The sequence below is a fragment of the Candidatus Arthromitus sp. SFB-rat-Yit genome (genome assembly GCF_000283555.1).
Classification (GTDB): domain Bacteria; phylum Bacillota; class Clostridia; order Clostridiales; family Clostridiaceae; genus Dwaynesavagella.
The window spans coordinates 1,363,073-1,378,230 of record NC_016012.1; the positions used below are offsets into that span (position 1 = coordinate 1,363,073).

General features: G+C 26.2%; 19 protein-coding genes. 2 read left to right on the forward strand and 17 right to left on the reverse strand.

The genetic code is table 11. The features are described from left to right. Positions 1-10: 10 nt before the first annotated feature. Genes RATSFB_RS06265 through cdaA form a run of 6 tightly spaced genes read right to left on the reverse strand, consistent with a single transcriptional unit; the run spans position 11 to position 4,403 of the window. A complete protein-coding gene (locus RATSFB_RS06265; protein ID WP_242821398.1) occupies positions 11-583 on the reverse strand; it encodes a 2-oxoacid:acceptor oxidoreductase family protein in 573 nt (190 codons plus the stop codon). Further along, complete coding sequence (locus tag RATSFB_RS06270; RefSeq protein WP_014095198.1) at positions 549-1,280, reverse strand: thiamine pyrophosphate-dependent enzyme; 732 nt, start codon at positions 1,278-1,280, stop codon at positions 549-551. Before RATSFB_RS06270 ends, RATSFB_RS06265 begins: the two co-directional genes overlap by 35 nt. Then, positions 1,264-2,364 carry a 3-methyl-2-oxobutanoate dehydrogenase subunit VorB gene (gene vorB / locus RATSFB_RS06275; protein ID WP_014095199.1) on the reverse strand — a complete coding sequence of 367 codons (1,101 nt, stop codon included), beginning with the start codon at positions 2,362-2,364 and terminating at the stop codon, positions 1,264-1,266. Before vorB ends, RATSFB_RS06270 begins: the two co-directional genes overlap by 17 nt. Before the next feature lie 5 nt (positions 2,365-2,369). Then, entirely contained in the window at positions 2,370-2,576 is a 207-nt protein-coding gene (locus tag RATSFB_RS06280) for a 4Fe-4S binding protein (protein ID WP_371136976.1), read from the reverse strand. A gap of 37 nt (positions 2,577-2,613) precedes the next feature. Next, complete coding sequence (locus tag RATSFB_RS06285; protein WP_014095201.1) at positions 2,614-3,582, reverse strand: CdaR family protein; 969 nt, start codon at positions 3,580-3,582, stop codon at positions 2,614-2,616. Next, positions 3,543-4,403, reverse strand: a complete 861-nt coding sequence (cdaA, locus tag RATSFB_RS06290; RefSeq protein WP_014095202.1) for a diadenylate cyclase CdaA — start codon at positions 4,401-4,403, stop codon at positions 3,543-3,545. The genes RATSFB_RS06285 and cdaA overlap by 40 nt, the downstream gene beginning before the upstream one ends. 86 nt (positions 4,404-4,489) lie before the next feature. On the opposite strand from cdaA, the gene RATSFB_RS06295 reads away from it, so the two are divergent. Beyond that, positions 4,490-5,452, forward strand: a complete 963-nt coding sequence (locus tag RATSFB_RS06295; RefSeq protein ID WP_044035595.1) for a hypothetical protein — start codon at positions 4,490-4,492, stop codon at positions 5,450-5,452. A 72-nt stretch (positions 5,453-5,524) separates the two neighbouring features. After that, complete coding sequence (locus RATSFB_RS06300; protein ID WP_014095204.1) at positions 5,525-6,217, forward strand: hypothetical protein; 693 nt, start codon at positions 5,525-5,527, stop codon at positions 6,215-6,217. A gap of 38 nt (positions 6,218-6,255) precedes the next feature. On the opposite strand, the gene trxA is transcribed toward RATSFB_RS06300, so the two are convergent. From trxA to RATSFB_RS06355, 11 genes are all read right to left on the reverse strand, one after another. Beyond that, positions 6,256-6,564, reverse strand: coding sequence for a thioredoxin (gene trxA / locus RATSFB_RS06305; RefSeq protein ID WP_014095205.1), 309 nt, complete (start codon positions 6,562-6,564; stop codon positions 6,256-6,258). Positions 6,565-6,568: 4 nt separating this feature from the next. Further along, positions 6,569-7,747, reverse strand: coding sequence for a beta-aspartyl-peptidase (iadA, locus tag RATSFB_RS06310; RefSeq protein ID WP_044035596.1), 1,179 nt, complete (start codon positions 7,745-7,747; stop codon positions 6,569-6,571). Positions 7,748-7,776: 29 nt separating this feature from the next. After that, positions 7,777-9,402 carry a phosphoenolpyruvate--protein phosphotransferase gene (gene ptsP, locus RATSFB_RS06315; RefSeq protein ID WP_014095207.1) on the reverse strand — a complete coding sequence of 542 codons (1,626 nt, stop codon included), beginning with the start codon at positions 9,400-9,402 and terminating at the stop codon, positions 7,777-7,779. 186 nt (positions 9,403-9,588) lie between these two features. Further along, positions 9,589-10,101 (reverse strand): citrate lyase holo-[acyl-carrier protein] synthase, encoded by a 513-nt coding sequence (locus RATSFB_RS06320; protein ID WP_014095208.1) that lies wholly within the window; start codon positions 10,099-10,101, stop codon positions 9,589-9,591. A gap of 6 nt (positions 10,102-10,107) precedes the next feature. Next, positions 10,108-10,788, reverse strand: coding sequence for an N-acetylmuramoyl-L-alanine amidase (locus RATSFB_RS06325; RefSeq protein ID WP_014095209.1), 681 nt, complete (start codon positions 10,786-10,788; stop codon positions 10,108-10,110). A gap of 124 nt (positions 10,789-10,912) precedes the next feature. Further along, on the reverse strand, positions 10,913-11,305 hold the full coding sequence (rpsI, locus tag RATSFB_RS06330) for a 30S ribosomal protein S9 (RefSeq protein ID WP_014095210.1): 393 nt from the start codon (positions 11,303-11,305) through the stop codon (positions 10,913-10,915). Positions 11,306-11,325: 20 nt separating this feature from the next. After that, entirely contained in the window at positions 11,326-11,760 is a 435-nt protein-coding gene (gene rplM / locus RATSFB_RS06335; RefSeq protein ID WP_014095211.1) for a 50S ribosomal protein L13, read from the reverse strand. 117 nt (positions 11,761-11,877) lie between these two features. Then, the gene (truA, locus tag RATSFB_RS06340) at positions 11,878-12,618 is read right to left on the reverse strand and encodes a tRNA pseudouridine(38-40) synthase TruA (protein WP_014095212.1); all 741 of its coding nucleotides are present in this window, start codon (positions 12,616-12,618) and stop codon (positions 11,878-11,880) included. Positions 12,619-12,629: 11 nt separating this feature from the next. Further along, positions 12,630-13,421 (reverse strand): energy-coupling factor transporter transmembrane component T family protein, encoded by a 792-nt coding sequence (locus tag RATSFB_RS06345; RefSeq protein WP_014095213.1) that lies wholly within the window; start codon positions 13,419-13,421, stop codon positions 12,630-12,632. Then, positions 13,421-14,281 carry an ATP-binding cassette domain-containing protein gene (locus RATSFB_RS06350; RefSeq protein WP_014095214.1) on the reverse strand — a complete coding sequence of 287 codons (861 nt, stop codon included), beginning with the start codon at positions 14,279-14,281 and terminating at the stop codon, positions 13,421-13,423. Before RATSFB_RS06350 ends, RATSFB_RS06345 begins: the two co-directional genes overlap by 1 nt. Beyond that, positions 14,257-15,096 (reverse strand): energy-coupling factor transporter ATPase, encoded by an 840-nt coding sequence (locus RATSFB_RS06355; RefSeq protein WP_014095215.1) that lies wholly within the window; start codon positions 15,094-15,096, stop codon positions 14,257-14,259. Before RATSFB_RS06355 ends, RATSFB_RS06350 begins: the two co-directional genes overlap by 25 nt. Between the last annotated feature and the right edge of the window lie 62 nt (positions 15,097-15,158).

A 15,158-nucleotide genomic window follows, 5' to 3' on the forward strand; every position in this document is an offset into this window, starting at 1 on the left:
ACTCCTTTATTTATATAAAATCATATCCAACCTTAAATGCTGTTTTATTATCTTCAATACTAAACCTAGTATCTGTGTATTTACCAAAAACATAAAATATAGAATCTATAGATATTTTATTAATAACTTTAATTAAAGATCCAAGTATAACAATATTCCCTAGAACCTTTTCTGATATACTTTTTGCAATACTCTGAACTGGTATATCTAGGTAATTGATATTTTCTCTCTTATTATAGGATTTAACTATATCTGAATTGATGAGCATAAATCCACTATCCAAAACCTTACTTTCATATTTATTAAATGATGGATAATTCATAGCAATCATATATTCAGGCCTAAGTACAATTGGCGACAAAATTTTTTTATCACTCATTACAACCGAACAGCTTGCTGTCCCCCCTCTCATTTCAGGACCATAAGATGGAAGCCAAGTAACATTTAATCCACTTTCAAGTGCAGCATAAGAAAGTATCCTCGATATAAACAATATACCTTGTCCTCCAAAACCGGAAAATAAAATTTCTAAATTCATATTATCAACTCTATTCCTTAAATTTTTTAAGTTTAAACTCTTCACTCATATTTTCTTCAACCCATTTTAACGAATCTACTGCATTTTTTCCCCAGTTAGTTGGGCATGTTGACAATATCTCTATCAAACAAAAACCCTCACCATTTTTAACATACTCAAAAGCCTTTTTTATAGATTTTTTAGTATTCATAACCCCTTTCAAATTATGAGTTGAAACTCTCTCTAAATACCTAACACCTTCTATAGTTTCAAGTAATTCACAAATTTTAATAGGGGCACCATAACTATCTTTATTTTTACCTTTTGGACTAGTTTCTGTAACCTGACCATTTAAAGTTGTAGGAGCCATTTGTCCACCTGTCATTCCATAAGTTCCGTTATTTATAAATATAACAACTATATTTTCCCCTCTTAAAGCCGCATGTATAATTTCAGAAGTTCCTATAGCAGCTAAATCTCCATCTCCTTGATATGTAAATACAACTCTATCTTTTAAAAGTCTTGATACTGAAGTTGCAACTGATGGTGCTCGTCCATGTGCAGCACTAATAAAATCACAATCTATGTATTCATATATAAAAACCGAACATCCTACAGACGCAATCCCTATTGATATATCTAATATATCAAGTTCAACCAACACTTCTGCAATAATATTATTTATTATACCATGAGTACAACCTGGACAATAATGACTTTTAACATCTACAATTCCCTTGGAAGGTTCAAACTTTATACTCATTAACTTCTCCTTTAATAATATCTTTCACATATTTAATTACACTCTCATAATCTATTATATCTCCCGAAACCTCAGCATAAGAATAAACTTTATTACTCCCATTAGAAGATAATATTACATCTTCAACCATTTGTCCAAAATTCATCTCAATACATAAAAATCCATATTTAGTATTTTCAGACATATCTCTTATAGCCTCATGAGGAAACGGCCACAAAGTTATGGGTCTTATTATACCAACTTCTATATTTTCCTTTTTCAATTCCTCAGCGGCTTTTTCACATGTTCTTGAGATCATACCAAAACATACCATAATAATATCAACTTTTTTATCTAAATTAATTTTTTCGTACTTAACCTCATTTTCCCTTATCTTTAAATATTTATTATTAAGGTCACTCATATGGTTCCTTAAATCATTATTATCTAAATTTAATGATTTAATTATATTTCTATTCCTTCTATGTAATTTACCATTTGAACTCCATGGTTTTGAATTTATAATATCAGTTAATGTATAAACCTCACCATCATATTCATCTTCTATTTCTAATGATTCCATAACTTGTCCAAGAGTTCCATCTAAAAATATGATTACTGGATTTCTATACTTATCAGCTAAATAAAAAGATTCCATTGTTAAATTATATATTTCTTGAACACTATTTGGAGCTAAAACAATAGCCCTGCCACCACCATGACCCAATCCTTTTGTCATAAAGAAATAATCCTGCTGAGATGGTTGTATCCCACCTAAGCCTGGACCAACACGACATACATTAACTATTACACAAGGAAGTTCAGATCCAATTATATATGATATACCTTCTGCCTTTAAACTCATTCCAGGGCTAGCTGTTGAAGTCATTACTCTAAATCCAGCAGCTGCCGCTCCATATACCATATTAATTGCTGAAACTTCACTTTCAGCCTGAATAATTAATCTATTATATTCAGGCATTTTTTTTGATAAATACGCAACTAATTCTGTTTGCGGAGTTATAGGATATCCAAAAAAAGCATTACATCCTGCTCTAATTGTTGCCTCTCCTAAAGCTTCACATCCCTTACACAAAATTCTCAATATCTTTACACCCCATCATTAATTATAGTTATTACCGAATCTGGACACATTCTAAAACAAAATCCACATCCTATACATTTTTTTTGATTGTCTGCTGTTATATTTGCAAAATTATATCCTATTATATTCGTATTATCTGACATACTTATTATACCTTTAGGACACGACGTTTCGCATAATTTACAACCTTTACATCTATCTTCTCTAAACAATACTTTATAAATAAATATCACCTCTTTTTTAAATATCTTAATTTTGTTGCTCTATTTTACTGACCTTAACTTTTATAATAACAGAATTTTTATTTTCTACAGTTTCTATACCATTTGCTATCTTAATCGGAACCTCTATTATAGAATTTTCAGTTATTTTTGATAAATTAACACTTTCAGATGAAATTTTATATATATTTGTTATAACATCTTCCGTTCCTATTATTTTAAGTACTCTTGGTATAACCTCAACACTCTCTAATTTTAATCCTTCAGGTAAATTATCTACAAATGGAACTTCAATTTCTACGTCCTTTAAAGCTTTAACCATAATATACATATCTACAACTTCCGTGGATAAATCCAAAAACTGATTTATTTCTTTTCCATCTTTATCTAAAAATTTAATTTTTAAGCTCTGATATGTATCTTTTTTTAAATCATTAAAACTAGCACTAACAATTGCTCTATTTACTTCATTTACATATTTAGCTGCTCCCGATACTGTAACATATTCTGGATTTATCACAGGTTCAAAAGAATAAAATCCATCTACATTAACATTATTAATTATCTTATCTATAGGAACCTTCTTTTCAATGAATTCATCTATCTGAATTTTAATATCTAAATCATTTGGTCTAGTTATAGATATGTTTGGAGGAATACTTCTTATATATCCCCTAACTACATTTTCACCTTTTTGAAGATCATACACACTCAAATCTAAAAAAATTTCAAAATTATCAGGTTTTAAATTATAAATATCATTTGCCTTACCTTCTACATTCAAATTAACTGTAAATTTTTGATTTGGTAAAACAATTATTCCATTTTTTTTAATACTTAAACTATTTATAACATTAACCGGTATATTATAAACTCTTGTAGTTAATACGGGATTTAAAGAAATAACTACATATACCCAGCTTACAAACGCAATTACAAAACAGGATATCTTTACAATTATCCCTTGTGTTTGCTTTTTATTTTTCCCCTTATCCAACCTTTTACCCTACCTTTAAATGATAATGTTTTTAAATTATTATATTCAAACATCCTATTTAACAAAGAATTCAGCCTCTCAAAATCATAATTCCTAGTCATTTTACCATTCACAAATAAAGATATAATTCCAGTTTCCTCCGATACCACAATAATAATAGCATCACTTACTTCAGATATACCAAAAGCAGCTCTATGACGAGTACCTAAACTTTTATCTATATTTTGATAGCTTAATGGAAGAAAACATCCAGCTGCTTCAATTAAACCATCTTTTATAACTATTGCCCCATCATGAAGTGGGCTATTAGGAAAAAATATTGTTTCTATTAACTCAGATGCTACTTTTGAATTAATAGTTGTACCACTCTCTATAACATCTCCGAGTTTTGTATTTCTCTCAATCACAATTAGTGCACCTACATTCTTATTAGACATATTAGCACAAGCTTTACATATCTCAACTATAAAATCGTTTTTTACATAATTATACCCTTTAATATATTTGTTCTTATCTGAAAATGCACTTCTACCTAAATGTTCCAAAGCCTTCCTAATTTCAGGCTGAAATAATATAACAATAGTCAAAACTCCTATTGTTAAAGTATTTTTGAATATCGAGTATACCATTTTTAATTTTAAAAGATAACTAACAGGTATAAAAAATAAAATAAATATAATACCTTTTAATAACTGCTCAGCTCTTGTTTCTTTTATTAACATATACACTTTATATAAAACATATGCAATTATCGATATATCTATTAAATCAAAAATATTTATATTCTTTATAGTATTAAAAACTATATTTAAAAAACCCAATTATTTACCTCTTTTTTCTTTTTTAAGAATTTATCAACTAAATAAATAATATAATAAACTAACTAATTTTAAAAGGGGAGAAAATTTTGTATACAAAAAAAAATTTATTTAGATTTATATCTATCTTATTATTTCTAATATTCTTTAGTATATGTTGCTTTATAACATATTTAATTATTAAAAAAGAACATAGTCATAAATATAAGTTAGATTCTTATATTTCATCTTTAAACAATACCTATAAACTTTTGGATAATAATTTAGATTCAGAAAAAAATATAACTAAATCTCTTGAAAATATAAATACATTACAAATATCAAAAAGAAATTTAAATACCTCTCTAAAATTAAATGAAATGGAGATGTTTAACAGTTTACTTCACTCATCTGAATTATATATAAAACAATTACAAAATCTCAAAAATAATAAGAACAATGTAAATGAAAATATAACATCTTTAAAAAATTATTTTGATGGTATTTTAATAAGTTTAAAATCCCTACCTGCTAATTCAAATTTATTAAAAGAAACAATCGAAACAATAACAAATATACAAAATACATATGAAAATAGCTTTTATACAGAAAAAATAAATTCGATATCAAATCTAAACTTAAATAATTTTATAAATAAACTTAATTCTATAATGTATGATTTTCTCCCACTCATAGAAAATATAGAAGAAAAATTAATTGAAGCTAGAGAAAATAAATACGATTATCAATTAATTATAAACAACCTTGAAAAAAACTTAGCTATAAGTGAAAATCTTAAACTTTCTTTGTCAAAACTACCTATACCTCAAGATGGATTAAATTTATATCATCAAATGGAAGAAATTTTAGAAATATATAATGAATACAATATAAAACTAAAATACTGTATCAAGAACGAAAATTTATTGCAAAAAGAAAAATTAGATAAAGATACTCTAAATAAAATATATCAGCAAACAGATTCCATATATTCAAAACTTTTAAACCAATACAACACTTTAAAACATAAAATTGACTCTAAATTAAATATCCCAACTTATATATATAACTAAACTAATAATTTTCAAACTTTTTGTACAAAATAAAAACGATTTACTATACCTTTAAATTTTTCGGAGGTATTTATGAATAATTTAAAATTTATAAGTTTAACTTTAGGAATAGCAACTACTATACTTCCCTTCATAAACGCACAGGCATTACCTATGTATGAGGATGATGGAAAACGAGTAGTTACTCCTTTAAATATATTTAATATGGAAAATAAAAACTTAAAGCGAAATCAAAAAGAAGAAATGAGCGAAATTTTAGTAAAATTATATAATAATTATAATACACTTTTAAAAAGAGGTTTGGAAATAAATGATGTAAAAAATTCAGATCTTTATATTAATATAACTAACCAAAAAATTAATTTAAAAGAACTACTTAACAATATCATAAGTTATCCTTACACCATTGTTAATTCAGAAATAGAGAAAAATTTTCTTGAATCTAAATTTTCATTTTGCTACTTAACTAAAGAATATATAAAAGATGAAAACCTAACTCGTATATTTAATGCTACAGATATAACTGATATAAAGCAAGATTTAAATAATGTATTAAATAGCATAACATTATCTATTGATATAATTAAAACATTTAGAGGGGAATATAATAATACTTACCTAAATGATATAACCATGTATTTAAATTCATTAATAAATAATAACATATATAATATAGATTCATTTAATGAACATAAAGATACTATACAAAATTTAATAAATGAAGTATCCTCATCTATAAACGATATCTTAATAGAATATATATAAAAATTAAAAGAGATGCACTTTAGCATCTCTTTTAATTTTTATCTATTTTTATTTACAAAATCACTTAGATCTTTCTTCTGCATAGCTCCAATAAATCTATCGCATACTTCCCCATCTTTAAATAAAATAACAGTTGGTATACTCATAACTTTATATGTTCTAGCACTAGTACTCTCATCAACATTCACTTTAACGCATTTTACATCGCTGACTTCTTTAGAAAACTCTTCAAATATAGGTGCAAAGTTTTTACATGGTCCACACCAATCTGCATAAAAATCTACTAAGACAATTCCTTTGTATTCTAAAACTTCTGTATTAAAATTTGTATCATTAACTTGAATCATATTTTTACTCCTTAATAAAAGTTTGCTTAGCTAATATTTTACCATTCTCCATCATCTTTTTCCCATTCGAAAAAATATATCTCAAATCGTAATCCTTATTATCTAAAAGTAGAAAATCTGCATCATTATATCTCTTTATTTCACCTTTGTGATGTATACCTAAAATATTAGCTACATTTTTAGTTACAATAGATATTATATCACTTTTAGGTAAAAAATTGTTAATTAATAATTCTTTAATTTCTACGTATAATGATTTTGGATTTCCTATACCAATACCTATAAAATTCCCCATTTCATCAATAATAGGGAGACTCCCCTGTGCGTCTGAAGAACATGTAATGTGAGATACTGGTACACCACTTGATATAATATGTGGTAATATATTACTTACTCTAAGTTCCTCTTCGTCTTTTAAACCTTTTACATAGCTACTAGTTAAATCAAAATATCCACCTTTTATTCCATATTCAATCGCACTGTTTAAAAGTTTTTTATTTCTATTAACATGCGTTGGCATAACTTGATCTAAAGATATATCTTTATCTATACATAGATCAAATAAATATTTTAAACCCTCCTCAGAATCTCCTATGTGTATATGAACAATCCCTTTCTTACCAGACAATAATCCCCCAACTTTCGCATCATGAACAATCTTAATAAATTCCTCAAAACTCGGTTTAGAAGATCTATAATCTGATAAAGCAATCTCACCAACTCCAATTACTTTAGGAATTATCATTAGATCACTTTTTATACTGTTTGTTATGGTCTTAACTGGTATTTCATAAGATCCTGTATAAATGTATGAACTTATCCCTTCTTCTTCAAGTCCATATGCCTTAGCAATTAAATTATTCATATTCCTACAAATACTATCTGTTCCCAAACATCCAACAACTGTGGTAATACCTGCAGATATTAAATCTATAAAGTCAATCTCAGGAGTTCTAGTTTTAAAACCAGCTTCTCCTCCTCCACCTGATATATGAACATGTGAATCTATAAATCCTGGAATCATGATCATTCCACTACCATCAATTATTTCATATTCAGTAAAACAATTAACATATTCAAACTTATCGTATATACCTTCTATTTTATTAAATAAAATAACAACATCTTTTTTCCCAATATAATCTGGAGAATATAATTCTACATTTTTTACTATTGTTACAATCGTAATCTCCCCCCACCGAAAACTAAATATTATTTTTTATTTAATATATCTAATATCTGCTTTTTAGCTGACAAAATAGATATTGCAGACATAGAAAATTCATCTAATCCATATTCCAATAACTTTGGAATAGCCTCTTCATCTCCAGCCATCTCTCCACACATTCCTACCCATTTACCTTCAGCATGTGCTCCGTCTATAGTCATCTTTATAAGAGATAATACTGATGGATTCATTGGATTGTACAAATATGATACTTTTTCATTCATCCTATCACACGCAAGTGTATATTGTATTAAATCATTTGTCCCAATAGAAAAAAAGTCAACTTCCTTCGCAAATTCCCTAGCAGAAACTGCTGTAGAAGGTATTTCAACCATGATTCCAACCTCAATTGAATCACTAACATCATATTTCTCATCAATAAGCTCACATTTACATTCCTCTAAGATTTTCTTACACTGTCTAAACTCTTCAATACATGAAATCATAGGAAACATAATCTTAAGATTACCATAAATAGATGCTCTCAAAAGTGCTCTTAACTGTATTTTAAATATATCAACCCTATCTAAGCAAAGTCTTACCGCTCTATATCCTAGAAATGGGTTCATCTCTTCTCCAACATTTAAGTATTCAAGCTTCTTATCTCCTCCTATATCAAGTGTTCTTATAACAACTGGTTTATCTCCCATTTTTTCAAGAACTGCTTTATAGGAATTAAATTGCTCTTCCTCAGTTGGCATAGAACTTCTATGCATATACAAAAACTCAGTTCTAAATAATCCTACACCATCAGCTCCATTTTCAATTACTTGCTCTACATCCTCAACAGATCCAATATTTCCACATATTTCAATATGTCTTTTGTTAGAATCATATATTTTAACATCTTTTAATTCTTTTAATTTCTCTTTCTCTTCTTCATAAAGTTTTATCTTAGATTTAAATTCATCAATTTCAATATCGCTCGGGTTTAAAATTACATTACCATTAACTCCATCAACTAAAAGCACATCTCCATCTTTAACAGTTTCAGTTATATCCACCATTCCAACAATTGCAGGTATTTCCATACTTCGTGCCATTATAACAGAATGTGAAGTTCTTCCTCCAATATTAGTTAAAAAGGCACACACTTTTGATTTATCTAATTGAGCAGTATCAGATGGTGTTAAATCATTAGCAACAACTATAGTATTGGGTTCACTAATATTTACATCATTATTAATCCCTAATAAATTTCTAATTATCCTATCTCCAACATCTTTAATATCTGCCGCACGCTCTCTCATATATTCATCATCAATACTTAACATTATAGATACCAGTTCGTTTCTAACTTCATCTATAGCATAATCTGAATTTACAGAATTACTTCTTATAATTTCCTTTGCTTTATCTATAAATTCTGGATCATCAAGTATCATTTGATGGCTTTCGAATACTAAAGATTCTTCCTTACCTACTTCAATTTCAGTTATTTTTCTTAGATTTTCCAATTGATCTCTAGTTTTATTTAAAGAATCATTTAATTTTTTTATTTCACTTTCTACATCACTAATTTTTAATTTATTAATTTTTATTTCTATATCTTTTTTTATAAATGCTTTCCCTATAGCATACCCCTTAGAAGCAGCAATTCCCTTCATCATAATAAAGCATTCCTCCCATAAAATACATAAAAAAATAAATTATAATAAAATTTTATGATTATAATTTATCTCTACATTTATAATAAATATACTAAAGTAATAAATATACATATAACTCTTTTTACACTAATAAGTGTAAAACTTTTCTTAAATATATTCAAGCATATTTATTATAAATATTAAACTCTATATTATTGAAAAAAAGTATTTCCTAATCTCTGAATATTTGCTACTTAAAAATTTTACTATTTTATCTCTACTATGTTTTTTATTTATATCACAATTAATATATTCTTCATTATGACATATAGGACAAACCCTATAATCTGAATTTGCCTCACTTCTTTTAATAAATCTATTTTCAACTTTATCGTATACCATAAAAACTCCAAGCATACCTAATTCATCTTCGTCTTCAAGTACAGACATATCATGTTTTAAGCTAAATGAATCTTTATTTATGACAACAAATGTTATAGGACCATCATCATCACTCATAATCATTTTAAAAGTCATATCATTACCATAAAGTGATTCAAGTTTATCAATAATTAAATTTAATATTGAAAGAGATATCTCTGCTTTTTTAATTTCTTTATAATAAATGGGTCTTATTATTAAAATGTTACCTTCAGACTTTGCAAGTAAATTATCAATAAATACGCTAGATTGTATTTTGCCTTTAAAATTGAATATCAATATTTATTACCTCCCATTAAAATAATCATCAATAGCTCTTCCTAAAGAATTACAAAATTCATATTGATATGATTCATCTTTTAATTTATGTTCTTCTTCATCATTTGAAATAAATCCACATTCAACTATGACTGATGCTTCTTCATATCCATCTCTTAAAATCACATAATCATTTTTAACTCCCTTTGGTTTTCTATTATATTTTTGATTTAAAACCTGTTCAAATTGTTTATGCATATTCTCAGCTAATTTTTTACTTTTCTCACTATAAAATGGATACCATACTTGTGAACCTTTAACTGAATTATCTGGAAACTTATTCATGTGAATACTTACGAATACATCACAGGAAACTTCCCTCTTCATACTACATCTTTTATTTAAATCATCTCTCTTTTGTTGCTTAATACTTCCCCCATTTGATAAAGAAATATCCGATTCTCTAGTCATAAAAACTTTATATCCCTTATTTTCTAATACTTCTCTTAATTTCATAGAAATTTCCAGATTTAAATTTTTCTCCAAAATATTATTTTTTGAAACAGCCCCGCCATCTATTCCCCCATGTCCTGGATCTATTAATATAATCTTATTTATATTAGATATATGTGCATTTGCATTAATACAAAAACATAAAAACATAAAAATGCAAATAAAAAAAATTTTACATAAATTATATATTTTCATTTTATAAAACTCCCTTATATAATCTAATCTTAATTTTTATAATTAACATTTTTAATTATTTTTATGTAAAATAAAATAAAGTCCAAACAAAATTTGTTTGGACTTTATTTTATTAAAACTTATATTATCTCTTAGAAAATTGAGGAGCTCTCCTAGCTTTCTTCAATCCATATTTCTTTCTTTCTTTCATCCTTGAATCTCTTGTTAAAAATCCTTCTTTTTTAAGGATTGGTCTTAAATTCTCATCAACTTTAAGCAGAGCTCTTGATATTCCATGTCTTATAGCTCCTGCCTGACCTGTAAGACCTCCACCATGAACATTTACCTTAACATCATAACTTGACAAAGTATTTGTCAAAACAAGTGGTTGATTAACTATATATTTTAAGGTATCTAACCCAAAATAATCATCCATATTTCTCTTATTTATTACAACATTGCCATTTCCAGGAATTAAAAATACCCTAGCAACAGATTTCTTTCTTCTTCCTGTTCCCATATATTGAATTTTACTCATACACTAATCCTCCTCTCAAATTAATACTTTAATTCTAATTTTATCGGATTTTGAGCTTGATGATTATGATCATTGCCTCTGTATATTTTAAGTTTCTTAATTTGACGTCTTGCAAGAGGACCACTTGGCAACATCCTTCTTACAGCTTCATAAAATAAAAACTCAGGTTTCTTATCTAAAAGCTTACTATACACAATTTCCTTACGTCCACCTGGATAACCTGTATGATAACTATAAGTTTTTTGAGTTGATTTTTTACCAGTTAAAACAATTTTATCTGCATTTAATACTATTACAAAATCTCCTAGATCCATATTAGGTGTAAATTCTGGTTTATGTTTTCCTCTTAATATAGAAGCTATTTGACTTGCTGCTCTTCCTAAAACCATTCCTTCTACATCAACCACATACCATCGTCTCTGAATATCATTCTCTTTTGGTAAATACGACTTCATAATATCCTCCTATAAAAAGTAATACTTTATTTATAAAAAATCCGGGGCAGTGGATTTATTTTTCTAATAAATACATAACATTATCATTATAATAAAATTTACTTAGTATGTCAATTATCATATATCATAAAAAACTTTTTTCAGACATAATCCCTTCGCTTCACTAATAAAACCCGCATTTTTTCTATTTTTAGATCCTATTATATGTTCAATATCATAAGGTTTAATTTTACCCTGACCTACCATTATCAAAGTACCCACCATTATCCTAACCATATTATATAAAAAACCATTTCCTAAAACCCTATAAGTTATAATATTATTATTTTTATAAATATTACTTTTAAAAATTATTCTAGTTGTATTTTCTCTTGGAGAATTACTGCTCATAAACGCTCTAAAATCATGTTCTCCTTCAAAATACTTACATGACTCATTCATAGAATTAAAATCTAATTCATATCTAAAATGCATATAAGTTTGATATTTAAATGGACTCATAATATCTCCATTAAATATTTTATATTCATATTCTTTTTTCAAAGCGCCATATCTTGCGTGAAAATTTTCATTTACATAAAATACATCTATAACTCTTATATCATAAGGAAGATAAGTATTTAATGCATTTTTCATATTCAAACAGCTTACATTAAAATCATCTAAATGAAAATTTAAATAAAATTCCTCAGCGTGAACACCTGCATCAGTTCTACTACATCCTATAGTTCTTATTTTTATATTAAACACTTTCAAAAAAATATCTTCTATCGTTCCCTGTATACTTATCTTTTCTTTCTGCCTTTGAAACCCATAATAATTGGTTCCCAAGTAACATATTTTAAAACAAATATTCACCTTTATATCACCTATAAAAAATAAATAAAAATAACAAACAATACAAATAAAATTGAACTTATATAATCTTTAATATTTAATTTTAAAATTTTAAATTTAAACCTATTCTCACTTCCGTTATAACACCTAGACTCCATAGCAATAGCAAGCTCATCGGCCCTTCTAAATGAATTTATAAACAATGGTATTAAAATAGGAACTATATTTTTAACCCTTTTTATAATACTTCCATGCTCAAAATCAACTCCCCTTGATTTTTGAGCTTTAATAATCTTATCTGTTTCATTTAAAAGTATTGGTATAAACCTTAAAGAAATACCCATCATTAAAGAGATTTCACTAATTGGAATATTAAATTTACGTAAAGGATACATCATAGATTCAAACCCATCGGTTAATTCAACTGGTGATGTTGTTAATATTAAAATAGTAGATCCTAATATCAAAAATATTACTCTAAGACTTATAAGTATCGAAGTTATTATCGCATTATCATATATAGTTAAAAATCCCAATTTAAAAATTAAATTTCCATCTTTAATAAAAAATATATTAAAAAATGCAGTGAATATTATAAATAAACTCACTGTCTTTATAGAATTCAAAACATAATAAAATTTAATCTTTGCACACAATGTAATCAAAAATATCATAACTAAATAAAATATATACTTAAATATATTATCAACTAGAAAAATACCAATAATATACACAATATTTAATATTATCTTAATTCTTGGATCTAACTTATGTATAAATGAATCAATTTTTAAATATTGACCAAGTGTAATACTTCCAATCATTACTTACTCCTTTTAGATAAATAATTACAAATTAAATTTTCCATATTATTTATATCCCTTGGACACTCTCCAATATCAAATCCATTTTCTTTAAGTTTTAAAAACAATCTTATCAAATATGGCTTATCAATATTATACTTATTACATAAATCTAAATTAGTAAAAATATCATATGGATCACCAAATTCTACTATCCTTCCTTTATCTAATATCATAACCTTATTAGAGATGCTAAAAACTAAATCCATAATATGTGTAACCATTATAATTGTCTTATTAAACTGTTTATTTAAATTTTTAATAATCAACTCAAACTCTTCACAACTCTTAGGATCAAGACCAACAGTAGGTTCATCTAATATTATATAACTTGGATTCAATACAAGTATAGATGCAAGCGATACCTTTCTTTTTTCCCCACCACTTATATCAAATGGATTTTTATCTCTATACTTATCAAAATCAAGAAATACCATATCCATAGCCTTTCTTACCTTGCTTTCAATTAATTCTTCATCTTCCCCTCTAATCTTAAGTGAAAAAGCAATATCCTTATATATTGTATCTTCAAAAAATTGATATTCTGGATATTGAAAAGCAAATCCAAATTTCCTTCTTATATCAGTTTTATTTACTTTATTTTTATTTACATTTACCGAGTCTATTATTATATCTCCTTCAAATCCATTAAGTAATAAATTCATAAGCTGAATTAATGTAGACTTTCCACTCCCAGTATGTCCAATAATAGAAATAAAATCTCCAGTATTAATTTTAAAATTAATATTATGTAGTACTTTCTTCTCAAAAGGGGTTTTCTTAAAATATGTGTAACCTACCTCTTTAAATTCAATTGACATAATAAATTTACAAGCTCCTCTAACTCAAATATATATTTATTATTATGAAAACCATATTTTATTAAAGCATTTGAAATTCTACATGAATATGTAGTTATAAGCTTATTTTTATATAAGAACTCTTCATCAAATAAAATATCTCTCGGCACTCCATCATACTCAATAACTCCATCCGTCAAAATTATACTCCTATCACATATCAAACATTCATCAATAAAATGCGTTATTAATATAACTGTTATACCATGGTTCTTATTTAAATCTATTAATATATTTAATATTTCTTGTTTGCCTAATGGATCTAACATAGATGTAGATTCATCGAAAATAATATAATCTGGTTTCATAGCTAAAATACCTGCAATAGATACTCTCTGTTTTTGACCACCAGATAACATATTTGTATTGTGATATCTATACCCAAACATATTTACTTTTTTTAAAGCATTGTTAACCCTATTTTCTATCTCATCTCTATCTTTTAATATATTTTCAAGTCCAAATACCACATCATCCATAACTATAGTTGAAACAATCTGATTATCTGGATTTTGAAAAACTATACACACCTTCTTTCTAATATCTAAAATATTTTCTTTATTTTTAACGCTAAGTGAATCAACGTATATTTCTCCATACTTCAATTCATAAATTCCATTAATTAATTTGGATAATGTAGATTTACCTGATCCATTTCCCCCTATAATACATATAAATTCACCTTTATTTATATTAATACTTATATCTTTCAATATAAAATCACTTAAATCATTATATTTAAATGAAACATTTTTAATGTTTATACAATTATTCATAAAAGTACCTTCCAAATTAATATATAAATTATACCAAAATTACTATAAAAAAAGAGAAATTA